Source organism: Candidatus Palauibacter irciniicola (assembly GCF_965208695.1).
Classification (GTDB): Bacteria; Gemmatimonadota; Gemmatimonadetes; order Palauibacterales; family Palauibacteraceae; genus Palauibacter; species Palauibacter irciniicola.
Map to the genome: position 1 here is coordinate 1963414 of NZ_OZ242352.1, position 22836 is coordinate 1986249.

General features: G+C 69.5%; 25 protein-coding genes. 8 read left to right on the top strand and 17 right to left on the bottom strand.

Features of this window, described 5'->3' with window-relative positions; genetic code table 11:
* Positions 1-9: 9 nt before the first annotated feature.
* The 3 genes from ACOGI9_RS08490 to ACOGI9_RS08500 are packed head-to-tail and all read right to left on the bottom strand — an operon-like array spanning position 10 to position 2647.
* Entirely contained in the window at positions 10-960 is a 951-nt protein-coding gene (locus ACOGI9_RS08490; protein ID WP_419856715.1) for a threonine ammonia-lyase, read from the bottom strand.
* Positions 957-2150, bottom strand: coding sequence for a trans-sulfuration enzyme family protein (locus ACOGI9_RS08495; protein WP_419856716.1), 1194 nt, complete (start codon positions 2148-2150; stop codon positions 957-959). The genes ACOGI9_RS08490 and ACOGI9_RS08495 overlap by 4 nt, the downstream gene beginning before the upstream one ends.
* A gap of 17 nt (positions 2151-2167) precedes the next feature.
* Positions 2168-2647 carry a YybH family protein gene (locus ACOGI9_RS08500; RefSeq protein ID WP_419856717.1) on the bottom strand — a complete coding sequence of 160 codons (480 nt, stop codon included), beginning with the start codon at positions 2645-2647 and terminating at the stop codon, positions 2168-2170.
* Between the two features lie 149 nt (positions 2648-2796).
* On the opposite strand from ACOGI9_RS08500, the gene ACOGI9_RS08505 reads away from it, so the two are divergent.
* Complete coding sequence (locus ACOGI9_RS08505) at positions 2797-3429, top strand: DUF2911 domain-containing protein (protein ID WP_419856718.1); 633 nt, start codon at positions 2797-2799, stop codon at positions 3427-3429.
* Here the strand turns inward: ACOGI9_RS08505 and ACOGI9_RS08510 are convergent.
* The 3 genes from ACOGI9_RS08510 to ACOGI9_RS08520 all read right to left on the bottom strand — a co-directional run bounded on the left by ACOGI9_RS08510 (position 3426) and on the right by ACOGI9_RS08520 (position 8181).
* Entirely contained in the window at positions 3426-4520 is a 1095-nt protein-coding gene (locus ACOGI9_RS08510) for an ATP-binding protein (RefSeq protein ID WP_419856719.1), read from the bottom strand. The genes ACOGI9_RS08505 and ACOGI9_RS08510 overlap by 4 nt on opposite strands.
* Before the next feature lie 173 nt (positions 4521-4693).
* A complete protein-coding gene (locus ACOGI9_RS08515; protein WP_419856720.1) occupies positions 4694-6115 on the bottom strand; it encodes a flavin monoamine oxidase family protein in 1422 nt (473 codons plus the stop codon).
* Complete coding sequence (locus ACOGI9_RS08520; protein WP_419856721.1) at positions 6082-8181, bottom strand: prolyl oligopeptidase family serine peptidase; 2100 nt, start codon at positions 8179-8181, stop codon at positions 6082-6084. The genes ACOGI9_RS08515 and ACOGI9_RS08520 overlap by 34 nt, the downstream gene beginning before the upstream one ends.
* Positions 8182-8363: 182 nt before the next feature.
* Here ACOGI9_RS08520 and ACOGI9_RS08525 point away from each other — a divergent pair, with 182 nt between their 5' ends.
* Together ACOGI9_RS08525 and ACOGI9_RS08530 are read left to right on the top strand one after the other, a co-directional pair.
* Positions 8364-8807 (top strand): hypothetical protein, encoded by a 444-nt coding sequence (locus tag ACOGI9_RS08525; RefSeq protein WP_419856722.1) that lies wholly within the window; start codon positions 8364-8366, stop codon positions 8805-8807.
* 40 nt (positions 8808-8847) lie between these two features.
* Complete coding sequence (locus tag ACOGI9_RS08530) at positions 8848-9339, top strand: hypothetical protein (protein WP_419856723.1); 492 nt, start codon at positions 8848-8850, stop codon at positions 9337-9339.
* 68 nt (positions 9340-9407) lie between these two features.
* On the opposite strand, the gene ACOGI9_RS08535 is transcribed toward ACOGI9_RS08530, so the two are convergent.
* The 5 genes from ACOGI9_RS08535 to ACOGI9_RS08555 all read right to left on the bottom strand — a co-directional run bounded on the left by ACOGI9_RS08535 (position 9408) and on the right by ACOGI9_RS08555 (position 12999).
* On the bottom strand, positions 9408-9617 hold the full coding sequence (locus ACOGI9_RS08535) for a cold shock domain-containing protein (RefSeq protein ID WP_310757173.1): 210 nt from the start codon (positions 9615-9617) through the stop codon (positions 9408-9410).
* A 263-nt stretch (positions 9618-9880) separates the two neighbouring features.
* Positions 9881-10429: an N-acetyltransferase family protein gene (locus ACOGI9_RS08540; protein WP_419856724.1), complete on the bottom strand. Its 549-nt coding sequence runs from the start codon at positions 10427-10429 to the stop codon at positions 9881-9883.
* 25 nt (positions 10430-10454) lie between these two features.
* Entirely contained in the window at positions 10455-11015 is a 561-nt protein-coding gene (locus ACOGI9_RS08545) for a TlpA disulfide reductase family protein (protein WP_419856725.1), read from the bottom strand.
* Positions 11012-11680, bottom strand: a complete 669-nt coding sequence (locus ACOGI9_RS08550; RefSeq protein WP_419856726.1) for a hypothetical protein — start codon at positions 11678-11680, stop codon at positions 11012-11014. The genes ACOGI9_RS08545 and ACOGI9_RS08550 overlap by 4 nt, the downstream gene beginning before the upstream one ends.
* A complete protein-coding gene (locus ACOGI9_RS08555) occupies positions 11677-12999 on the bottom strand; it encodes a M24 family metallopeptidase (protein ID WP_419859261.1) in 1323 nt (440 codons plus the stop codon). Before ACOGI9_RS08555 ends, ACOGI9_RS08550 begins: the two co-directional genes overlap by 4 nt.
* A gap of 265 nt (positions 13000-13264) precedes the next feature.
* Here ACOGI9_RS08555 and ACOGI9_RS08560 point away from each other — a divergent pair, with 265 nt between their 5' ends.
* Positions 13265-13537 (top strand): hypothetical protein, encoded by a 273-nt coding sequence (locus ACOGI9_RS08560; protein ID WP_419856727.1) that lies wholly within the window; start codon positions 13265-13267, stop codon positions 13535-13537.
* 12 nt (positions 13538-13549) lie between these two features.
* Here the strand turns inward: ACOGI9_RS08560 and ACOGI9_RS08565 are convergent, their stop codons facing one another.
* The 6 genes from ACOGI9_RS08565 to ACOGI9_RS08590 are packed head-to-tail and all read right to left on the bottom strand — an operon-like array spanning position 13550 to position 20338.
* Complete coding sequence (locus ACOGI9_RS08565; protein WP_419856728.1) at positions 13550-13954, bottom strand: DUF1761 domain-containing protein; 405 nt, start codon at positions 13952-13954, stop codon at positions 13550-13552.
* Between the two features lie 3 nt (positions 13955-13957).
* A complete protein-coding gene (locus ACOGI9_RS08570; RefSeq protein ID WP_419856729.1) occupies positions 13958-15934 on the bottom strand; it encodes a CocE/NonD family hydrolase in 1977 nt (658 codons plus the stop codon).
* On the bottom strand, positions 15931-17334 hold the full coding sequence (locus ACOGI9_RS08575) for an MmgE/PrpD family protein (RefSeq protein ID WP_419856730.1): 1404 nt from the start codon (positions 17332-17334) through the stop codon (positions 15931-15933). The genes ACOGI9_RS08570 and ACOGI9_RS08575 overlap by 4 nt, the downstream gene beginning before the upstream one ends.
* Positions 17331-18905 (bottom strand): tripartite tricarboxylate transporter permease, encoded by a 1575-nt coding sequence (locus ACOGI9_RS08580; protein ID WP_419856731.1) that lies wholly within the window; start codon positions 18903-18905, stop codon positions 17331-17333. The genes ACOGI9_RS08575 and ACOGI9_RS08580 overlap by 4 nt, the downstream gene beginning before the upstream one ends.
* 7 nt (positions 18906-18912) lie before the next feature.
* Positions 18913-19410 (bottom strand): tripartite tricarboxylate transporter TctB family protein, encoded by a 498-nt coding sequence (locus tag ACOGI9_RS08585; protein ID WP_419856732.1) that lies wholly within the window; start codon positions 19408-19410, stop codon positions 18913-18915.
* A complete protein-coding gene (locus ACOGI9_RS08590; RefSeq protein WP_419859262.1) occupies positions 19403-20338 on the bottom strand; it encodes a Bug family tripartite tricarboxylate transporter substrate binding protein in 936 nt (311 codons plus the stop codon). Before ACOGI9_RS08590 ends, ACOGI9_RS08585 begins: the two co-directional genes overlap by 8 nt.
* Before the next feature lie 161 nt (positions 20339-20499).
* Here ACOGI9_RS08590 and ACOGI9_RS08595 point away from each other — a divergent pair, with 161 nt between their 5' ends.
* From ACOGI9_RS08595 to ACOGI9_RS08610, 4 genes are all read left to right on the top strand, one after another.
* Entirely contained in the window at positions 20500-20775 is a 276-nt protein-coding gene (locus ACOGI9_RS08595; RefSeq protein ID WP_419856733.1) for a type II toxin-antitoxin system Phd/YefM family antitoxin, read from the top strand.
* Complete coding sequence (locus ACOGI9_RS08600) at positions 20772-21155, top strand: PIN domain-containing protein (protein WP_419856734.1); 384 nt, start codon at positions 20772-20774, stop codon at positions 21153-21155. The genes ACOGI9_RS08595 and ACOGI9_RS08600 overlap by 4 nt, the downstream gene beginning before the upstream one ends.
* A gap of 62 nt (positions 21156-21217) precedes the next feature.
* Entirely contained in the window at positions 21218-22072 is an 855-nt protein-coding gene (locus ACOGI9_RS08605; RefSeq protein WP_419856735.1) for an MBL fold metallo-hydrolase, read from the top strand.
* Positions 22069-22800, top strand: a complete 732-nt coding sequence (locus tag ACOGI9_RS08610) for an MBL fold metallo-hydrolase (protein ID WP_419856736.1) — start codon at positions 22069-22071, stop codon at positions 22798-22800. The genes ACOGI9_RS08605 and ACOGI9_RS08610 overlap by 4 nt, the downstream gene beginning before the upstream one ends.
* The last annotated feature ends 36 nt before the right edge of the window (positions 22801-22836 follow it).

The window sequence follows — 22836 nt, forward strand, 5'->3', positions numbered from 1 at the left end:
GCATGTCGCTCATGGCACGTCGCCCGCCAGGATGGTGGCCAGGGTGGACGGATCCAGATTTCCTCCGGACACGATGCAGGCAATCTTGTCCCCCTCCACGGCGCCCGACAGGGCGGCCGCGACGGAGGAGGCGCCCGCCCCTTCGGCCACGACGCGGTTGCGGGTGGCGAGCAATCGGATCGCCGCCGCGGTGTCCGCGAGCGTGATCTCGACGGAGCCGGCGAGAAGATCCCGCGCCAGTTCCCACATCGCGGGTTCCACGTGCGGCCCCCCGATGCCATCGACGAACGAGGGCGTATAGGAGACCGAGACGGCCCGTCCCGCGCGCAGCGACTCGGCGAGCGGGGCCTGCCCCACGACCTCGGATGCGAGGACGGGCACGTGCGGCGCGACGGCCCGCATGCCGGCCGCGATGCCGCAGGCGAGCCCGCCGCCGCCGAAGGGGACGATCACCGCGTCCACGTCGGGGAGGTCCTCGACCAGTTCGAGCGCGATGGTGCCGTTCCCCGCCATCACGTCGCGGTCCATGAAGGCGTGGACGAACCGTCCGTCCATTCCGTCGAAGCGCTGCGTGCGGAACACCTCGAACCACGAGGCGACGGAAGTCTTGACGGCCGTCGCGCCGAGCCGGGCGATCGCGTCCAGCTTGAGCCCCGGCGCCGTCTCCGGGACGACGACCGAGCACGGGACGCCGAGACGCCGCGCGTTCCAGGCGACGCCCTGCGCCATGTTCCCCGCGCTCGCCGTCCATACCCCCGCCGCCAGCTCCGCGGGCGGAATCAGGCCGATCGCGTTCGCCGCCCCCCGGATCTTGAACGAGCCGATCGGCTGAAGGTTTTCGAGCTTGAGCCAGATCTCGGGCCCCCCGTCGACGCCGAGGCGGATGAGCGGCGAGCGGAGAGCCGCCGCGTAGACCCGGTCCCGCGCCGCCTCGATCTCCGGCAGGCCGGGAGGTTTCACGCGGTGAGGCCCGCGACCGCCCGCGGCAGGCTCGCCAGCGCCCGATCGAGGTCGGCCGCGAGATCCTCCGTCGCCTCCAGCCCGGTGGAGAAGCGGATGAGGGCGTCCCGGATGCCCGCCTTCGCCCGCTCCTCGGCGGACATGCCCGCGTGGACGGCGGCGGCGGGGCGCACCACCAGCGACTCCGGACCCCCGAGACTGGCCGCGACCATCGGGATCTCGAGCGCCGCAATGAAGGCCTCGGCCGCGTCGACGCCGCCCTCGAGTTCGAACGACATCATCCCGCCGAAGCCGTCGAACAGGCGCGCGGCCCGCTCATGCTGCGCGTGGCTCGCCAGCCCCGGATAGTGCACGACGGACACGGCCGGGTGCGCTTCGAGCCGCGCGGCGAGCCGGCCCGCCGACGCGTTCTGCTCGCGGACGCGCACGCTCAGCGTCTTCAGCCCGCGCTCGAGCAGGAACGCCGCGTGCGGGTCGAGGGAGCCGCCGAGATGGTCCTGCATCACCTTCACGCGGCGCACGAGGTCCGCCGGCCCGGCCACGCTCCCGGCCACGATGTCGCTGTGGCCGTTCATGTACTTCGTGCAGCTCTCCAGCACGAGATCGAAGCCGATTTCCGCCGGCCTGAAGTTGATCGGGCTCGCGAACGTGTTGTCGATCAGCGTCACGAGCCCGTGCTCGCGCGCGAACGCCACGACGGCCTCCAGATCCGCGACCTGCACGAGCGGATTCGTGAGCGTCTCGACGTACATGGCGCGCGTCGTCGGCGTCAGCGAGGCCGCCCAACCCGACGGGTCCTGGGGGTCGATCACGGTGTGCCCGATGCGGAACCGCGGCAGGTCCTGCTGCAGGAAGGCGGCCGTGCCGCCGTACAGCGTGTCCTGCACGAGCACGTGGTCGCCGGCGGACAGCAGCGTGAGCAGCGACCCGGAGATCGCCGCCATCCCGCTGCCGAGGACGAGGGCCGCTTCCGTCGCCTCGAGCGCCGCGATGCGCTCCCCGAGCACGCGGTGGTTCGGGGTCGTGCTGAGCCGGATGTACCCGATGTCGTGGTAGTCCTCGCCCCGAAGCTCGTAGTTCGCCGTCTGGTAGATCGGCGTGACGACGGCCCCCTCGGGCCTCGGCTCCTGTTCGCCCGCGTGCACGGCGTCCGTGGACGCCGCCCTTCTCCCATCCCCGAAGTTCTTCATGTCTTTCCCGTCTTTCGTCAGTCCCACATCACGCGGTGGATACGCCACCCGGTTTCGAGCCGCTTCCACACCTCGAGAAACTTGCCGCCGAGTTCGACATCGTCGGGGCCGCGCACCCGGTACGTCCCGTTCGCGAACGCCAGGTCCCCGTCCACCTCGATGTCCTCGATCGTGAACCGGGCCTCGCGCAGCGGCACGGAACCGGCCAGCGCGCGAGCGATGGCTTCGTGCCCCCGGACCGCCGGCTCTCCGGACGGCAGCCGCACCGCGTCCGGCGTGAAGACGTCGGCGACGGCGTCGTCCGGCGCTCCCGCGATCAGCGCGGCTTCCCAGCGCCGCGTGACGCGTTCGATCTCCGCGCGCACCGCCTCGTCGGCGACCGCCCCTCCGGTCTCCCCCGCCTCCGGCGTCCGGCCTCCGCACGCCGCCGCCGCGACCAGGCCGCCCGCCGCAACGATGAACCGAAGCGTTCCTCTCGCGGGCCGTGTTCTTTTCATGGGTCGATATTGTATCGGAGCCCGCGTGCCGCGGCGACGCGCCCCGCTTTCGGGTTCGCGCGCGCCACCGTAGGATGCCCGTCGCTGTTGAGATTTGTTCGCGCATCGCCGGCCGGCGATGCCGCGCTTGAACCTGCTTGGAGGTACGAATGAAGAAGATGTTCCGCGCCATCCCCTGCCTGGCGATCGCCCTCGGCTTCGCCCTTGCCTTCGCCACGGCCGCGGAGGCCCAGGACCGGCGCATGAGCCCGCGCGGAGAGGCCGCCACCCAGGTCGGCGGCTCGTTCAACGCGGACGGCGGCTACGAGGGCGGCTCCTGGGTCGTCGTGACGTACGGCCGCCCCATCCTGCGCGGCCGCGACCTGTTCGGCTCGGGCGATGAGTACGGCCAGCAGTTCCTGCGCGGGGCGCCGCTGTGGCGCGTCGGGGCGGATCAGTCCACCCGCTTCATGACCGAGACGGACCTCATGTTCGGCGGAGAGCGCCTTCCGGCCGGCGAGTACAGCGTGTTCGCGGAACTCACCGAGTCCGAGTGGACGCTGATCTTCTCGACCTGGGGCGCGAAGGACAGCTTCCGCGAGGAGAACCCGGACGCGCTCTGGGGGGCCTACGGCTACACGCCCGACCGCGACGTGCTGCGCACGAGCATGGACGTGGACGCGATCATGATGTCGGCCGACCAGCTCACGATCTCGTTCATGGACATGACGCAGGAGGGCGGCGTGTTCACGATCTGGTGGGACGACCAGGTCGCAACCGTCCCCTTCCAGGTCGCCCGCTAACGCAGCGAGATATCCGCGATTCGCTTCAGCGGCAGGGCGGTGATGGTGTCGGTCAGTGGGTACTCGACATCCCCCGGATAGACGATCCATAGACGCTCGAGGTTCAGATCCCGGATCACGACGTGCATCGACTTCGTGGTCCGGGGCGCCTCCGTGCACTTGAACTCGAAACCCCAGCGCCGTCCGCGCCGCAGGAGCAGGAGGTCCAGTTCCGCCCCCCGCTGGGTTCCGTAGAAGTAGGCCTCGCGCTCTCCGTGCTCGAGGAGCGTCTGCTCGAGGGCGAACCCCTCCCAACTGGCTCCGTACCGGGGATTCACGGCCAACTCCGTCATTTCCTCGATCCCGAGCAGGGAATGCAGGATGCCGCTGTCGCGAATGAAGACCTTCGGCGATTTCACGAGCCGCTTGCCCAGATTCTCGAACCACGGCGGGAGCTGGCGGATCATGAACGAACCGGACAGCAGGTCGCGGTAGTTCCGTACGGCGGTCACGCTCACGTCCATCGAGCGCCCCAGTTCGGCCGCGTTCCACGTCTGTCCGTGGTAGTGTGCCAGCATCCTCCAGAAGCGGCCCACGGCCGCGGGGGCGACTCTCGAACGTAGCCCCGGAATGTCCCGTTCCAGGAACGTGCGCGTGAACGATTCCATCCACCGGGACCAAGCTCCGCTTGACGCGGCGAGATAGGCGCGCGGAAACCCGCCCCGCAGCCACAACCGGTCCTGGTTTTCGGGCCCCGCTTCCGCGATGGAGAGGCCTCCCACGTCCACGAACAGGACCCGACCGGCCAGGGTCTCGGACACGCCTTCGATCAGGTCCAGCGAAGCGCTGCCCAATACGAGGAACACGGCCTTGCGGTCGCGGGCGTCGCAGATCGGGCGCAGGACCTCAAAGAGCTCGGGCATGCGCTGGATCTCGTCGATAACGACGAGCCCATCGGCGCCGCGGAGCACCCTCTCGGGTGTCGCGGAGAGGGCCGCCCTCTCGCCTCGCGCTTCCAGGTCGAAGATGATGGATCGACCGTCCCAGGCGGACACGACCTGCTCGGCAAGCGTCGTTTTTCCGACTTGGCGTGCGCCCAGAAGAGCGACCACCGGAGCCTCGGACAGCCCTCGGCGGATCGCGCTGTGGAGCTGCGGCCTTGGTATAAATTGTTGCATATCGTACTCCAGAGATATGATATTCAACAATCGCAGAGTACGATGGGCGGATCTTCGTGTCCAGCCCTAATCCTGTGTCCGTTCCGCGGGCGTCGCAGGGGACGCCCTCACCAGCTACGCGACCGCGCCAGGTTGATGATGCGCCGGGCCGCCCGCCGACCGCTCATGAGCGCCCCGTGCGTGGTGCCCGCGAAATCGAACAGCGTGTGTTCACCGACCAGAAACAGGCAATCGTCGACGGGCTCGGAGAGCAGATCGAAATCGGCCTTGGCGGTCCCGGGACGCGGGTAGGTATAGGCCCCGAGGGTAGTGGGGTCTGTCGACCAATGCGTGGTCCGCACCTCCGCGGGCGTACCGACGTCGGCGCCCCAGACAGTGCGCAGCACTCGGAGGGCCTCTTCGCGCATCTCGGCGTCCGACATCCGGTCGGCCACCAGGGCATAGTCGCCCAGCGACAACCCGAGAAGGATGTTCTCGGTGCTGAACGTCCGATAGTTCACCCAATAGCACCACCGGCCCTTTTCCTTCGTCACCACACCAAAATACTGGATACCCGTATCCCAGAACGGCGCATCGAACTTCAAGGCAATCTTGGTGACACTCCCAAAGCCGAGTGACTCGATGGCCTTCAGGTACCTGGACGGCAGCGGAGGCTCGAAGCGGATCCGTCCCGCCTTCAACGCACCCAGCGGGGTCGAACACACGATGTAGTCGCCGGTCCATTCGCGTTCACCGGCGACTACGGTCACACCTCGCTCGCCATATGTGATCGACTCCACCGCCGTATCAAGCCGAATGTCCAGATCCGCGGCCAATGGTCCGAGGATGGTGTCGTACCCCGTCGTGAGGACGACGTCCGCTCCCGGAAACGCCTCATCCGCGTCGTGCAGGGTGGCGGAGAGGTCTTCGATCGCCCCTCCCTTCGAGAATTCTGTATAGGCCGACAGCGCCCATACGAGACCCGGATCTTCGAGCGCCCCGGGCACCGCCCCACGGATCGCATCGTGCAGACTCATGCCATCCCCGGGGCGCGCGGCACCTCTGGCTCGTTCGAGCGCGTCTTTCCACCCTCTGTCGATGGCATCGACTCGAGATTCGGGCAGGCGCATGCCGGAATGGTCAAATACCGCCAGGCTCTCGTCGTCCGTGACGAACGTCCGTCCGTTCACCGCCTCGACCAGCCCCATGATCGGGTTGTCGTCGCTCGGGCCGTGCACCCAGCCCGCCCCGTATTCGAACGGGGCCCCCAGACTGAAGTCCGTGTGAATCCGGCCGCCCGGCCGGTCCTTCGCTTCGAGGACGATGACGTCGGCACCCGCATCGGCCAGAGCGCGGGCGGCCGCCAGCCCGGACATGCCGGCGCCCACCACAATGACGCGTCGGGCCGCCAGGGTCTGGGCCGACCCATCACGCGGCCTGGGCAGCAGCGACAGGCTCGAGCCGAGGAGCGAGAGTTCCAGAAACCTCCGACGGCCCATACGCCGCCCGCGTTTGATCAGGACGTTGTCGCGGCGTAGCGGCGGAACCACTCCAGGGTCGACAGCATCTTTCCGATGTGGTGGCTCGGGCGGCGGCGGATGCCGTGCGGCTCGCCCGGGAAGCGCACCAGCGATGTCTCCACTCCGAGCAGCTTGAGCGCCTTGAAGTACTGCTCGGATTCGGACATCGGCGTGCGCCAGTCCTCCTCGCCCGTCACGATCCGCGTCGGCGTCGTCACGTTCTCGACCACGCTCAGGAGCGAGCGCGACTCGTAGTGCTCCGCGTGGTCCCAGGGGAGTCCCGGGAACCAGTAGTTGACGCCGTAGGCGGCCATGTCGGCCGTGAGCACGAAGCTGTACCAGTTGATGACGGGATACCACGACACCGCGGCGCGGAAGCGGTCCGTCCGGCCCACGAGCCAGGCCGTGAGGACGCCGCCTCCGCTCCCGCCCACGACGTACAGCTGCTCCTCATCCACGTACCCTTCGTCGATGACCGCGTCGACGCCGGACATGAGGTCGTAGAAGTCGTCCCCGGGGTAGGCGTGGTGGATCAGGTTCCCGAACTCCTCGCCGTAGCTCGTGCTGCCGCGCGGGTTCGTGTACAGGACGACGTAGCCCTGCGCCGCCATGAGCTGCTTCTCGAGGTCGAAGCGCGCGCCGTAGTTCGAGAACGGGCCGCCGTGGATCTCGAGGATGAGCGGGTACTCGCGCGAAGGGTCGAAGCCGGGCGGCTTGATGATCCAGCCGTGGATGGGGCGTCCGTCGTGCGAGGACTCGTACCAGATCTCCTCGACCTCCCCGATCTCCCGCTTGGCCATCAGGTCGTCGTTGATCCCCGTGAGCACGCGGACATCGCTTCCGGGGCGACCTGTTGCGACTTCGGAGATCACGGCGGGCGTCGTGTAGTTCATCGCGAAGCTGCCGTCGTCGGCCACGGAGTACGTCGCTCCGGCATAGGCGCGGGCGACCCCGCCGACGTTGTCGGTCAGCACCCGGTGGCCGCTCCCGTCGTCGTCGAGGCGGAAGAGGGCGAGCTTCGTCATCCCCTCGTCGTCGTAGAGCGCGTACAGCCCCGACCCATCGGGCGCCCAAGTGGCCCCGTAGACCTCGCGGTCGAGTCCGCCGGAAAGCGAACGCGGATCGCTCCCATCCCGGTTCATCACGTAGAGCCGCGTGAGCTGGTAGCCCTGGAAGCGGTCGTCCATCCCGAAGTAGGCGATGTGGCGGCCATCCGGTGAGACGATCGGCCCGTCATCCGGGCCCCGGCGATCCGTGAGCTGCGTGGTCGTGCCGTCGGCGACGGAGACCTCGAACACCTCCGTGTCCGCTACGAAGACGCTCTCCGTGTCCCCGCCCCTGGGGTCGCGTGACATGACGAGGGAGCCTCCGTCCGGCGTCCACGCAAAGTGGGTTCCGCCGATCCCGTTCCCGGCCCAGTGGTTGTCGCCGCTGGTGATCTGGCGGGCCGTACCGCCTTCCGCCGGCACGACGAACACGTGCACGAACCCATGCGGAAGATCGCCCAACTGGTCGAAGCGATACACCAGCCGCTCGACGACCTGCGCGGGCTCGGCCCACTCGGCGCCCTCCGGCGGCGTCGGCATGCCGCCGATCGTCGGTGCCGGCTTCGGCACCAGCTTCCCGAACGCGATCTGCGTCCCGTCCGGCGACCACTCGAAGGACCGGGGCGGCTCGGTCACGCTCGTGATCGCCGACGTCTCCCCGGAGTCCATCCAGCGAACGTGAATCTGCGCGTTCCCGCTGCGGTTCGAGATGAAGGCGAGCCGCGACCCGTCGGGAGACCAGCGCGGCGAACTATCCGAGAAGTCGCCCGAAGTGAGCGGTCGATGGCCCGACCCGTCCGACCCCACGATCCAGAGGTTCGAGAAGCGGCCGTCCGTCATGATGTCGGCGCGCTGGCGGACGTAGACGACCCAGCGGCCGTCGGGCGAGATCTGCGGGTCGCCCGCGATCTCGACCTCGAAGATGTCCTCCATGCGAAGCGGGCCGGACTCGGCCCCCGCCTGCGCAACCGCCGGCACGGCGACCGCAAGGAGGACGGTGGCGGCGAACAGCGGACCGGAGATTCGGCTACGGCGGTGCGGGGCGGTCATCTGACACTCTCCGTGGCTGGGGCATGGATGAGGTGGCATCGGCAACGGACCCTGCGGATCATAGCCGGAAACGGCGGTATCGGAACAGCGCCACCCGATCGCCGGATGTGACCCGACGCCGGCACGCCCAGTCTTTGGTTGGAGATCCAGCGTTCCCAACCGAGGACGAGGGGAAAGAACCGATGAAACTCCGGCACGTTGTCCTGATTGGTGCGTTGCTGGCGGGTTGCGGATCGGAGACGCCGGTAGAACCGGAGATACCGCCGCCGAGCGCCGCCGGACTATGGCTGAGCGTGGCCGAGGACCCCACCTCGGGCTTCTTCGTGCGTCTGGAACATGAGGCCTATGAAGCCCAAACCCAGCGACTTGCAGGGGATTGGATGGACATGGTGAACGGGGAGTTCGAATCGTTGGGCACCGTCAGTCTCGGTTTGTTCGATCACCCGGATATCTCGTTCACGCTGGAACGACCGTATGAGTGGCCAGAGGGCCAGCGGGCTGAACCACGACGGTTCGAGGGTCGGATAAGCGGCCGAACCATGAGCGGAACTCTAACGGGCCAGGACTCGGGGACCGCAACACCGATAACGCTGCAGCAGGTCTACCGACCGGAATCCGGTCCCTGAGACCGCTGATACCGCCCGAATGCGCGAAAGGAGAAACGCCGTGTACGAGATTGCCCGTCGACGCTGGTGTATCGGCATCGTGCTTCTCGGTCTGGCCGCGTGCGGTGACGACAGCGATGGCGTCACTCAGGTGGATCCGGACCAACCATCGATTACGGGTACCTGGAACGCCGTACTCCCGTCAGGCCGGCTCACGCTCGAGCTGCGCGAGCAGCCCCCCGGGGTCGTGACCGGCAACTACAGCATGCCGGTCAGCATCGGATTTGCCGTAACGGGTCCGATATCGAGTGGCGATCATCGCCATCCCGACGTGCTCCTCCGCTGGTCGGCCCACCTCCCGGAGGCTCGCGGCGGTGATCTCGTTTCGGACTGCACGATTGAAGGAACCGCGGGGGACAACGGGATCTGGATCACAGGTCAGATCGTCTGCAGCGAAGCTGAAGGCGTGCTTGATGCGCAGAGCGGGCCGGTCACCGTCACCATCGGAGGCATCAACGCCCCGATCACGCTGAGCCGCCTTCGAATAAGCTGAAAAAAAGGGGCCGCCCGTCGCCGGGCGGCCCCTCTTGAGTCACCGTTCGCCTGGTGGCGGTCGGCAAATCACGCGACGCGGGTCACGTTCTCCGCGGCCGGGCCCTTCGTCCCGTCCGTAACGTCGAACTCGACGGCCTCGCCCTCCTTCAGAGTGCGAAAACCATCCGCCTGAATCGCCGTGTGGTGTACGAAGCAGTCCTTACCGCCCTCTTCCGGGGTAATGAACCCGAAGCCCTTCTGGTCGTTGAACCACTTCACGGTACCTCTCGTACGCATTTCCTACTCCTTCGTTAGTCATGTCGGAGTTCGGGAAACCCGTAGCTGCCGACCGCTGACCTGTTCGACGCGGTCTCCCCCGCGCCAGGGTCGTGGCATCCGCCACGCAGAAAACCAAAGAAAAAGGGGCGACCCGTTGTTGAGAGGCCCCCCCGATCCTGCGATCCTGCCTTCTCAGTTCGGCCGTACCCGGCGTCGCGGGGCCGTCCGAACGCGCGCAATGATCGCCTGCCGGACGTCAAACGTCAAGGGGCGCACCGACCTCAGCCGGTTTCGGTCCCCACCAGAGGGCTGCGCCGTTCGAGCAGAAGCACGTCCCGCCACCGCCCGTCCAGCCTCCCCAGCCGCTCGCGCCGCCCCACGTGGCGGAAGCCGGCCCGCTCGTGGATGCGGAGACTTGCGACGTTCTCCGGGAAGATTCCCGCCTGCAGGGTCCAGAGCCCGGCCCGCTCGGAGGATTCGACGAGCGCGTTCAGGAGCCTGAGGCCGATTCCGCCCCCGCGCGCGGCCGCGTCGACGTAGACGCTCACCTCCGCCACGCCGCCGTACACGCAGCGTCCCGAGACGGGAGCCAGGGCCGCCCACCCGACGACCCGCCCCTCCCGCTCGGCCACGAGCCGACAGCCGTCGAGATGGTTCGCGTCCCACGACTCCCAGCCGGGCGCTTCCGTCTCGAAGGTGGCGTCCCCCGTCGCGATCCCCTCCTCGTAGATCGTTCGCACCGCCTCCCAGTCCCCGTGACTGAGCGAGCGGATCTCAAGGATGGCCGGGCTCGTCAACGCGCTGTCATCCGGGTCGTTCGCCGGTCTCACGCGGGGGCGCCTTCACCATGGCGGGTTACTGGGCTTCCGAGAGGACCCTCTCGACGAGCGCCGTCGTTGCCGGTTCGAAGGGATGGAAGCGGCCGCCCCAGTACCCCCGAATCAGGCCCTCCGCGTCCACGAGCAGCGTGTGCGGCACGCCGGGGTAGAGGTCGAGCGCCTGCGTGAGTCCGGGACCATCGCCGAGGAAGTTCGGATAGGTGATGTCGAACTCCTCCAGGAATCCCTCGACGAGCGCCACGTCGCCTTCATCGATGGAGATCCCGACCACCTCGAGGGGATCCGCCGCGTACTTCGCGTGCATCTGCTGCAACTCGGGCATCTCGTCGCGGCAGGGGATGCACCACGTCGCCCACAGGTTCAGGACGACCACCCGGCCGCGGAACTGGTCGAGGTCCGCCGGCCGGCCGTCCAGGTGCGTCACCTCGAGCGCGGGGAGAGGACGGTACGAGGCGGGCGCGCGCTCGGCCGGCTCAGGGGTCCGCGCGGCGTCCCCGGCCGCTCCCTCGCGTTCACCCCCGCCGCACCCGGCCGCGAAGGCCGCAAGGGCCAGCGCCCCCAGCGCGGCGCGCCTCATCGGTTCGACTCCAGGTTCTCCATCGCGCTCTTCATCTCCCGTTCAAAATCCAGGTTCGTGGGTGTGGGGAAGACGCCGGGCGGGCGAGCGTACGGCTGGTCCGTAATGACGACCTCCGGCTCCGTCGTGAGCGGCACATCTTCGGCGACGGCCTCGAAGGAGAGGTCGTCCACCCACAGTTCTCCATCGCCCGTGAGCATCGCCCCGATGAGGATCGTAACGCCTTCCGGCGGGATGTCCACCACGATCTCGCGCGTTTCCCAATCCTGCGTTCCCTCGACGCGCCGGTCCTCGCTGTTGTCCAGGGCGAGCATGGCGTACTTCCCTTCGAGGATGCCGTCCACCCGCACCCAGAGGCCGCCGGAATCCACGTCGTCGGACCGGAGGTGTCCGCGGAGGCGCATCCGCTTGCCGCGGTAGGAGGTGGCGTCGACGAGCTGCACGCTCGCGGCCCACTGGCTGCGGCGCCGGTTGCCCCGGGCCTCGAGCCGCATGCTCGAAGCCCCGGAATGGGCCACCTCGGGGTCGAGCCGGAGGCGGTAGTCGTCGGCGTCCTGTCCGACGAGGACCCACGCGTCCGGCATCTGCGCGGCGAGTTCGTCGCCGGTCGCCGCGGCCAGGGCGCCGAGCGCCAGGATCGCCCCCGTCGCGAGTCTTCGGATCATCGCGGGATGAGCCAGAAATCGACCTGGCGGCCGTCGATGTACCACGTGCGCTCGCCGTCGAAGAACGCATCCTCCTCGAGCATGATGCGCACCGTCTGTCCGCCCCATTCCGGGACCGGGACGGCCGCGTTGAGTTCGATCGAGTGCGCCGTGTTGGGGAAGAGCGGATAGTCGCCGCGCCCCGGCACGCCGCCCTGGTTGTCCCAGAGACCGATCGTGGGCCCGGCGCCGTGGCCGTGGAAGCCGATGGGGTGCGTGTAGATCGTCGCGTCGATTCCCTCGGCCTTCGCCTGCGCGAGCGCGCCCGCGAGGATCTCGTTCCCCGAACGTCCCGCCGCGAAGTTCTCCGTGAGGATGTCCTGGAGGCGGTTCCCGACGGCGAACGCGTGGACGAGGCCCGCGGGGGCGGCGTCCTCTCCCGGCCTCAGCACGTAGGCATGCTGCTGCGTGTCGGTGTTCAGGCGCAGGTACTTGATCCCGAAGTCCACGTGCAGCAGGTCGCCCGGGCGGATCACGTTCTCGTCGGGAGGCGCGGAGAAGTCCCCCTCCCCTTCTCTCGCGCCGCCGGCCTTCTCATGGCGCTGCACGGAGACGCTGGGCTGAAACCAGGTCGCGAGCTTGAGTTCGAGGATCCGTTCCCGGTACCACCACACGACATCCTCGGTCGTCGTCACGCCGGGCTGAATCACCTTCGCGCTGAAGCCTTCGGCGATGATCCGGTGCGCGATCCGCACGATCTGGGGATAGACCTCCATCTCCTCGGGCGTCCGCGCCTCCAGCCAGCCGATCGCGAGGCGCTCGGTGCCGGCCACCCGCTCGCGGTACTTCGCCGGGAGCGCGGCCATCAGCGCGTCGTACTCCGTGCCGGTGAGCCCGTCCGCGAGCGCGAAGGTCGACGAGCGGTTCACGGCGATGCGCTGCGGGTCGCGCTCGGCGATGACCTCCGCCACCCGCCCCCACTGGTCCGGTTCGCTGTCCGGGTCCCACGCGCGCGGGAAGGGACCGATGTCGTACCGGGCCACCGCGAGCCGTTCCAGCGGCTGCCCCGGTCCCCGGTCGTGGAGGATGAGGACGGTGCGCCGGCGGGCCGCCATGTACGTGGAGGGCAGCATCGTCTCGATGACCGGATCCTCGTTGTATTCGCGGGCCGCGACGATCCAGAGGTCGACGCCCTCGCGCCGCATGATCTCGGGCGCGACCGTCTCGAGCCGGCCTTCCAGCCAGCGGTCGATGACGGCGGCCCGCTCGCGCAGCGGGAGGATGACGGGCATCGCCCCATCCGTCCGCTGGGCGTCCGCGAACCCGCCGTCCGGTGGCATGGCCGACTGAGCCGCCGCCTGCGACGGACCGGGAGCCGCGGACAGGACGAGCAGGAGACCGGCGGAGAGGAGACCGGCGGACTGCACTCGGGGGCCCGGGGAGCGTGGTGTCGAAACGCGCATTTCGAAATCTCCGTTGGAATGTCGAACGGCCTGAACCTACCGAATCCCCCGCACGCGGGAGAGGGCTCGGTGGCGGCGGTGGCGGAAACGGTCCGCGGCCCGCCATCGTAGGTCTTCCAGCGCCGGACCGGACGGATGCCTGATGAGGGATGCCCCGATGAAGGACATGGACCCGGATCTCCTGCCGGAACGCTACTCCCGGCAGGAACTGGACAAGGCCCGCCGGCGACACCGGATCGTCGGCCGCATCGAGGGGATCGCGGCCGCCGTCGTCGCGGGCACGATCTTCAATTTCCTGGGCTGGATCCCGACCGTCCTCGTGCTCGGCGTCGCCGGCTATCTCATCTACCGCTTCTTCCTCAAACCCCGAAAGTCATCCAGATCGTCCGGGGCGTCCGGGGACGACCCGACGTAGATCCGTCCCGGGTCAGGGCCAGACGGCGATCACGACCGCCTGCCCGATGAGGGCGACGGCGTTGTAGCCGAGGCTGAGGAAGAAGATCCCGGGCTTGCGGTTCTCGTAGGCCACGCCCTGGTGTCCGACGTTGAGGACGAAGCCGACCGTGACCAGCAGCCCGACGTGGACCCCGATCATGGCGCCGGAGCCGCCCATCACGGCGATGAGCTGCGCCAGGATGTAGGCGGTGACGAGCGAGAGGACGAAGCTCACCCCGTGCGTCTTCACCGGGTTGAAGTCCTTCTGGATCTCCTCCGCGGTGGTCTCCATGAGCGAGAGCCACCGCTTGCCGAAGATCGGGCCGTACCACAGGAAGCCGACGACCATCGGAACGACTCCGGCGACCAGGATGGCGAGCCAGTTGACGTCTTGCACGGTCTATCTCCTTTGGAGCGGGAGGTGGATCGCCGACGGGCGGTCGGCGGCGTGATGAATCGTGTTCTCGGCCGGGACCATGCGCGTGTGGCGCCCGAGCGGTTCGCCCGTATTGGGGTTCACGTCGAAGCGGGGATAGTTGGAACTCGAGATCTCGAGCCGGATGCGATGGCCGGCCCGGAACCGATTGGCCGTGGGGAAGAGTCGAATCTCCATCTCGTAGACCTCTCCGGGCGTCATCAGCGTCTCCCGTTCGCGGGAATCCCGGTAGCGGGCGCGGAGAATGCCGTCCGTGATATTGAGGTCGAACCCGTCCGGATAGTCGTCGTTCGGGGGATAGACGTCGACGAGCTTGGCGGTAAAGTCGGTGTCCGGAGCGCTGGATGAGATCCACAACGTGACCGTGACCGGTCCGATGACCTCCAGGTCCTCGGCCAGGGGCTCCGTCTCGAACACGAGCACGTCGGGCCGGTCGGCGGTGCGGCGGCCGTCGACCTCCGAGGCGAAGAAGCCGTTCTCGGAGCCGCCCTGCAGCGAGCGGAAGGTGCGCTCGCGCTGGTCGTAGCCGCCCCGCTTCAGCGCGCCGGAGAAGGCCCCGCCGATCGTGGGGACCGGGCGCGCGGGATCGTAGGTGTAGGCGGTCGATCCCTCGTCGCCGCTCGGCGGCTCGCGGGTGAGCCCGCCGCCCGCGCGGAGGTGGAAGGGCGTCGCTTCGGTGTCCTCCAGCGGCCAGGTCTGCGCGGTGCGCCACTCGCCGCCGTGGAAGAGGCGTCCGTTCTCGTCCCGGCGACCGTCGCCGCCCCCCATGACGAAGATCGTGACCGGGCCGGCGGCCTCGCCCGCCAGCCTCTCGTCGCTCTCGAACAGGTCGTTCGCGCGCTGCCCCCGGAGGTGCCGGTCGAACCAGCGCAGGTGAAACTCGCGCGAGAAGTCCTCGACCGCGGCCTCGGCCCCGAACTCGATGTCGCCGGCGTGGGAGCGGCTGTTCCCGCCGTGCGTCCACGGACCCATGAGGAGCGTCATGGGCGCCGACTTCCGCCGCGAGAGTTCGACGAAGCTCTGGATCGTGCCCGGGGCGTAGGAGTCGTACCAGCCGCCGACGTGCAGCATCGGGATGTCCGACGTCTCGTCATAGTACTCGACCCAGTTGCGGCCGATCCCACGGAAATAGTCATCATAGTCGCCGTGGTTCTGCATGGTGAGGTAGTAGTCCTCAAAATTCGGCGCGGCGGAGAGCGGGTTCTCTCCCTTCTGGAAGGGCGTGTCCGGGAACCAGTCCGACGGCGGCTCCTCGGCGAGGCGGAGGCGGATCTCCGGGTCGTCCGCGACCGCCGCGAGCTGCAGGTGGGCCCAGCCGAGTTGCTGGCCGAGTTCGAGCGCGCCGTGGTTGCGGACCTTGTGCGTCCAGGCGTCGGAGAGTCCTCCCATCGTGAGCACGAGCGTCCTGAGCCCGGGCGGGTCCAGCTTGGCGGCGTCCGCCTGCGTGTGCGCGCCGTAGGAGGTGCCCCACATGCCGACCGAGGGCTCCGCGTAGTCGAGCCCCGTGATCCACTCGATGGTGTCGTAGCCGTCGGGCGCGTCGAACTCGTGGTACTTCTGGAAGGTGCCCTCGGAGGCGTAGAGCCCGCGCGTGTCCTGCAGCACGACGACGTAGCCGTGCGTCGCGAACCAGCGCGCCTGGTCCACGAGCCCGCGCGAGGTCTTGTCGTACGGGGTCCGGTGCAGGAGGACGGGAAACGGCCCGTCGACGGGCTCGTACTCGCGGGAGGGGCGGTAGACGTCGGTCGCGAGGCGGATGCCGTCGCGCATCTCCACCATGAGATCCGTCTCGACCTGGAGAGCGTCGTAGGGTCCGCGCCCCGCCGCGTCGGCCGCCGCGTCCAGGGCCGCTCGAGTCGCCTCGTCGGAGCGGGTCGCATCGCCGCAGGCCGCGAGCCACAGCGTCCCGAGCAGGGCAAGGGCACCGGCGGCGCGCCTCACGCCGGGACTCCCGCCGGGGCCGTGGAGAGGGCGTCCACGAGGTCGTCGATGTGCGCGAGTTCGTCCACGCGCTCGAGCCGGTCCAGCGCGCCGTCGATCTGCGCGTCGTCCATCACGAGGCTCGCGCAGTCGCGGAACTTGTCATGCAGTTCGTCCCGGGTGAGCGGCCGCTCCGGCCCGCCCGGATACGTGTCCGCCTCCGTGTGAAGCTCGGTCCCGTCGCGGAGCCGCACGTCGATCGCGCTCCGCATGCGGTCGTACCCGCGGGCGTCGATCTCTTCGTCGAACCGGACGGTCACGCGGCGCATCATGTCCGCCGCCTCGTCGGAGAGCACGAAGTCGTCGTGGAACTCGCGGATCCCGGCCCGCCGCCGCAGGACGATGCTCGAGAGGACGAAGGGGATGCAGAACTTCGCCTCGAGTTCGTTCCTCGGCACCGGATACCGCAGGGGGTTCAGGATGTTGTGCCCGGCGCGGAACGTGATCTGCGCGACATCGTCCGGCGCGAGATCGTGCTCGGTGACGAGTTCGAGCATGGCGGCCATGCTGGGGTGGCCGAGGCTCCCGGAGGGGAACGGTTTCACGGAGACGCCGGGGTCGAGCAGCGTGTAGGGGGAGCCGAGGGCGCCGACCAGCCGCTCGGGCTCGAAGCCGCCGCCGAAGACGCGGAAGAAGCCCCACGGCGCCTCCAGCGCGTCGTGCCCCGCGGTGAAGCCGCGGGCGGCGAGGTCGACCGCCAGGATGCCGTTTTCCGCCGCCCGGCCCGCGTGGAGCGGCTTCGTCATCGTGCCGAACCCGAGCCGGATCCCCGACGAGAGGCTGGCGGCGATCCCGAGCGCCATCGCGAGGTCGTCCGCCTGCAGGCCGGCGAGTTTCGCGGCCGTGGCGCAGGCGCCGAGCGTGCCGATCGTCGCCGTCGAGTGGAAGCCCTCCATGTAGTGCCGCGGGTCGATCGCCTCGGCGATCTTGCACTCCACCTCGAACCCGACGAGGAAGGCCTCGAGGAACTCGGCCCCCGTGGCCCCTTCCCGCTCCGCCACCGCGTACCCCGCCGAGAGGGGCGCGACGGTCGGGTGCGTGAGGAGCCCGAAGATGCGGTCGGGCGCGTTCGAGAGCTGCGTGTCGTCGAAGTCCATCGCGTGGCCCGCCGTTCCGTTGGCGCGCGCCGCGAGCGACGCCGGGGCGCGCGCGTCCGGCGGGCCGATGATCGTCGCCTGCGCGTTCCCGCCCTGCACCGCGATCTGCTCCTGGACGATGCGGGAACAGGCGTCCGTCGACCCGGCGAGGATCACGCCCGTCCCGTCGGTGACGCAGCGCCGTCCCTCGGACAGCAGCCGCTTCGGAAAGTCGTCCATCGTCGTCTCGAGTATGAAGTCGATGACCGCACGCGTCGCGCTCACTCGTGTTCCTCTTGTTGGGGTTCGTGGTCGTGTGTGCCGGGTTCGTCGCGTGTGTCGGGCCCGTCGTGTGCGTCGGGTCCGGGTTCGGGCGCTCTGGTCCTCCCGGATATCAGGCGGCCGCGGATCGCCGGGGCCGCGAAACTCACCACCGCGAGCAGGACCAGCACCAGGCTGATCGGGCTCTCGAGGAAGATCGAGTGCGACCCCGAGGACAGGCTCAGGGCCCGCCGGTAGTTCGTCTCGATCATGGGACCGAGGATGAGGCCGAGCACCGCCGGCGCCAGCGGGTAACCGCCTCGCAGCATAGCGAAGCCGACGAGCCCGAAGAAGAGGGCGGCCCAGGCATCCGCCGCGTTGCCGCGGAGGGAGAACGTGCCCACGAGCGAGATCGCCACGACCAGCGGCATCAGGATCGATGGCCGCAGCCGGACCACCCGCGTCCAGAGGGGGATCCCGAGCCGCCCGACGGCCAGCATGAGAAGCACCGCCACCACGAATCCCGCGTACAGCGCGTAGACGAGTTCGGCGCGCTCGGTCATGAGCAGCGGACCGGGCGCCACGCCCTGCACGGTGAGGCCGCCGAGGAGGACCGCGGCGCTGGCGGAACCGGGGATCCCGAGCGCGAGGAGCGGGATCATCGCCGCCCCCACGCAGGAGTTGTTCGCCGCTTCCGGCGCCGCGATGCCGGCCGGCAGGCCCGTCCCGAACCGCTCCGGCGTCTTCGAGACGCGCCGTTCCTCGTTCCACGCCACGATGGAGGCGATCGTCGCGCCGGCCCCGGGGATGGCTCCGATCAGGCCCCCGATGGCGGATCCGCGCAGAATGGTGCGCCACAGGCCGAACAGTTCGCGCGCCTTCGGGAGGGCGCCGGCGATGCCGTCTCCGGGGGGCGTCGACCTGCGGCGGCCGGTCACCGCCGCCAGCGCCTCCGCGATCGCGAAGAAGCCGATCAGCATCGGGACGAGCCCGAGACCGTCCATGAGCGCGTTCGTGCCGAACGTGAGCCGCGGGGCCCCCGTGAGCACGTCGAGCCCGACGACGAAGAAGAGGAGTCCGAGGAGCGCGCTCACGATCCCCTTGAACGGGTCCTTTCCCACGAGGTTCGCGACGATGGAGAGCCCGAACACGCCGAGTCCGAAGTACTCCGCCGGCCCGAAGGCGATCGCCGCCCGCGAGAGCGGCCCCAGCGCCAGGACGAGGAGGACGGTCCCGAGGAGCCCGCCGCTCATGCTGGAGAAGAGGGAGATCCCGAGGGCGCGTCCCGCCTCGCCCCGCCGCGTCATGGCGTAGCCGTCGAAGGTCGTGGCGAGGGCGGGCGAACTCCCCGGCACGCCGATCGCGATCGCGGTGATCGAACCGCCGTACTCCGCCGCCATGTAGATCGAGACCATCATGAGGAGCGCCGGCGTCGGGTCGAGGGCGAAGGTGACCGGAAGGACGAGCGCGAGTCCCACCGTCGAACTCAGCCCCGGCATCGCGCCCGCGAACACGCCGAGGAGGCTCCCCGCGAGGAGCGCCGCGAGGTTCCCCGGCTGGAGCGCCGTCAGCAGGCCGTCGAGGAACGCGGACACGGGCGGGTCAGAAGCCGGACGGGAGCGGCACGCCGAGCGCCACCATGAACACGAGATAGATGAAGGCGGCGAAGGCGAGCGGCACGGCGATGAGCGCGAGCCGCGAGCGCTCGCCCGTCAGCCACATCAGTCCGGCGACGAGGAGCGGAACCGACACGAGGGTCCCGAGCCGCGGCCAGGCGAGGAGGAAGACGGCGATCCACGCCGCTCCCAGCCCCAGGCGGGCGCCGCGGCCGGCTCCCGAGCCGGTCTTCGCGTTCCCGCGGGAACGTCCCGCGTCCGATTCCGGCGGCCGGCGCGCGGCCCGGATCGCGAGCCAGGCCGCGCAGCCCATGAGCAGCACGGCGAGCAGCCGGGGGAAGAAGGCCGGACCCGGCGCCCCCTCGGCCAGCGATCCCGGGTAGGAGCGCGAGTCCAGCAGCACCCCCGCCGCCACGACGGCGAGGACCCCGGCCTCCGCGAGCAGGCGCAATCGCATGTCCCCGCCCGCGGAGGAACTACTCATCCAGGATGCCCAGCCGCCGCAGCATGTCCCGGCTCGTCGCCACCTCCTCGGCCATCCAGGCGCCGAACGCGTCCGCGTCCGCCATCGTCGCGTATTCCAGCGCGGCCCGCTCCATGTATTCGCGGAACCCCGGGTCCTCGATCGCGGCCATCAGCCGCGCGCGCAGGTCCGCGCGTAGCGCCGGATCCAGCCCCGGCGGTCCCACGACCCCGCGCCAGTGGACCGGAGCCAGGTCGTATCCCTGCTCCGCGTAGCTCGGCGTGTCCGGGAGCGCCTCGACGGGAAGCGCCACCCCCAGCACCCGCATCGTCCCCGCCCTCAGGTGCTCGCGCACGATGTTGTAGTTCGTGTGCGCGGCGTCCGTGTGCCCGCCGAGCGCCGCCACCACGGCGTCGGCCGACCCCTCGTACGCGATCCAGCGCACGTCCGGGTCTCCCGCCGCCGCCCTCAGGCGGGCGAAGCCGAGGAAGTGGGCCGACGCCGCCCCGAACCCCGACACCGAGACCTCGCCCGGCCGCGCGTGCGCGGCTTCGAACAGGTCGCCGAGCGTGTGGAAGGGACTGTCGTCCCGCACCGCGATCAGGAAGGGGTCGATCTGGATGCGGAGGATGGGGGTGAAATCCCCGGGAGAGAACGGAATCCGCCCCGTCGCCATGTTCACGGTGCCGCTCGCCGTGAAGACGCCGAGCACGTGGGGGTCGCCCGCACGTCCCTGCAGGTACTGCATGCCGGCGGCCCCCGCTCCGCCCTGCCTGGTCATGACGGTGACGCGCCGGCCGTCGAAGTGCGGCGGCGCGGCCTCGGCCAGGGCCCGCGAGAGCAGGTCCGTGGGTCCGCCCGGCGTCGCCCACGACACGATCTCGATGGCCCGGCTCGGAAACGCCGCCTCCTCCCCCGACGGCGAACACCCGACCACGGCCAACGACATCACGGCCAGGGCCGCCGCGGCCGCCGCGCGTTGACGTCCGGATGATGGAGCGGGCCATCCTCGGGCATTCATGGGAGGGAATGTGAGACCTTCGTCCGGGACAGGCCACGGGGAGGCCGGAGGGCATTGATATGACTGGTCTGACTAGTTATGCTGTGTCGATGGAACTGCTCTACTCGACCTATGAGGCGAAGGCCCGTTTCTCCGAAGTGTTACGCCATGTGAGGGAGGGACGAACCGTGACCATATCCTACCGGGGAGACCCGGTGGCCGAGCTCCGTCCGCTTCGGCGCGAGAGCACGGATCTCGAGGAGCGGCTGGCGGATCTGGAGCGGCGAGGGATTCTCACGCCTCGCCCGAAGCATCGGAAGCCGATCGAGCTCGGAACGCCGGTGCCAGGCGCCCTGGAACGCTTTCTGGCCGACCGAGGAGAGTGAGCGCCGCCTACGTGGACACGTCCGCGATCGTCTCGGTCGCTTTCGTCGAGGCGGGCGCGGACGAGATCGTCCGCCGATTGCGGGGGTTCCGGGATCTGATGTCATCCAATCTCCTGGAAGCGGAACTCCGATCCGTCTGCGCCAGAGAGGAACAGCCCTTCCCGGAGGATCTGGTCTCCGGATTCAGCTGGGTTCAGCCAAACCGGCCTCTGTCGCGAGAGATGCGGACCGCCCTCCGAGCCGGCTACTTGCGTGGCGCGGATCTCTGGCACGTGGCGTGCGCCCTGCACGTGGCGCAGAGGCCTTCGGATGTCTCGTTCATCACCCTCGACGAACGACAGGCGGAGGTGGCGGCGGCGCTGAACTTCCGGCTGGGGTAGGGTCGGCGGGCGCGGACTTCCGGGCTGGTGGCGGCGGGCGGGCGTTCGGTAGACTGCCCCGCATGAGCGAGCCCGCAGGTGAGAGGATGACCGTGGCGACGGGCCGCGGCTGGCGGCGCGACGTGTGGCCGGGGATCCACTGGATCCAGGAGTGCGGCGGGCACCGGGCCGGGATCGCGCGCTCGGTGCTGGAGAGCGGCGCGGACTGGTACAGGGCCGGGAACGAGCTTTACGTCCCGCAGAACGCGTACCTGCTGACGGGCGAGAGGACGCTGCTCTGGGACACCCTCTCTCCGGCCTCGGGCCACATCCTTCTCCCGGCGCTCGAGGAACTGCTCGAAGGGCGGCCGCTCGACTACCTCGCCCTCTCGCATCCGGACGTGCCCCACGCGGGGAATACGATGCAGGTGCTGCGGCGCTATCCGGACTGCCGCCTCGTGGCGCCGGCGACCGGGGAGACGCACGCGCTGTACCACCTCGACGACGCGATGAAGGTGGGGCCCGAGGATGAGATCGATCTCGGCGGGCTCCGGGTCCGCTTCCCGGAGGCGACCTTCCTCGACGCCGCGATCCACACGTGGATGAGCGAGGAGACGACCCGCACGCTCTTCACCGTCGACTGGATGGGGTTTCCGCACCAGAGCGGCGAGAGCCTGCGACGCACGGACGAGATCGACACGGTGGTGGACGTGGGGCGCCTCGAGGAGTTCCACAGCCGGGTGATGTTCTGGTTCCAGTACGTGGTGCCGGAAAAGGTGACGGCGGCGACGGACGCGCTCGCAGTCCAGTTCGCCGGCTACGGGCTCGCGCCGGCGCACGGACTCCCGATCCCGGGAGCGGACGCGGCCCCGTACTACGAGCGCATGAACGAGGTCGTGCGGCGGGTGGCCGCGAGCGGGCGCGGGGGCGTCCTGTGAGCGCGATCACTCTCGGCGGCGGAGTCTCCTGGGTGCACGAGTGCTTCCCGGAGACCGACGGCCACATCCACGTCTCCGTCTACCTCGTCGAGGCCCCGGAGGGGGCGATCCTCATGGACTCCGGCTCCTTCCACCACCGGCAGCGCCTCTCGGACCGGATCAGCGACGCCACCGCCGGACGCGGCATCGGCGCCATCGTCCTCTCCCACTCCGACTATCCGCACTCCGGCAACATTCCCGCCTTTCGCCGCGACTGGGGCGACTTCGAGATCGTCGCCTCCTGCGGGGACGCGGACCTCCAGGGCCTCCCGTACGCGCGCCGCACGAAGATCGGTGACGTCACCGACGTCCTCGGCCGGCGGTTCGTGGTGCTCGATCCCCCGCTCGCCGACCGGAATCACACGACGTGGGTCTACGACGAAACCTCTCGCATCCTGTTCGTGGCGGACGGCTTCGGCACGCTCCACGCCCCCGGCGCCTGCGACATCGACTGGGGCCGGATCCCGGAGGACGGACGCGCGGAGGGCGTACACGAGTTCCACGCCCAGACGCTGCCCTGGCTGCGCTATGCGGACCCGAACCGGGTCATGGACGCGCTGCACGCGATGCTGGAGCGGCACCCCCCGGCCTGGATCGCCCCGATCCACGGCCCCCCGATCGCCGAGGCGGACGTGGACCGCTACATGGCCGACCTGAGCGACGCCCTGACCCGCATCGCCGCTTCCTAAGGACCTTCCGAGTAAGCCGGGGCGGAACCACTTCCG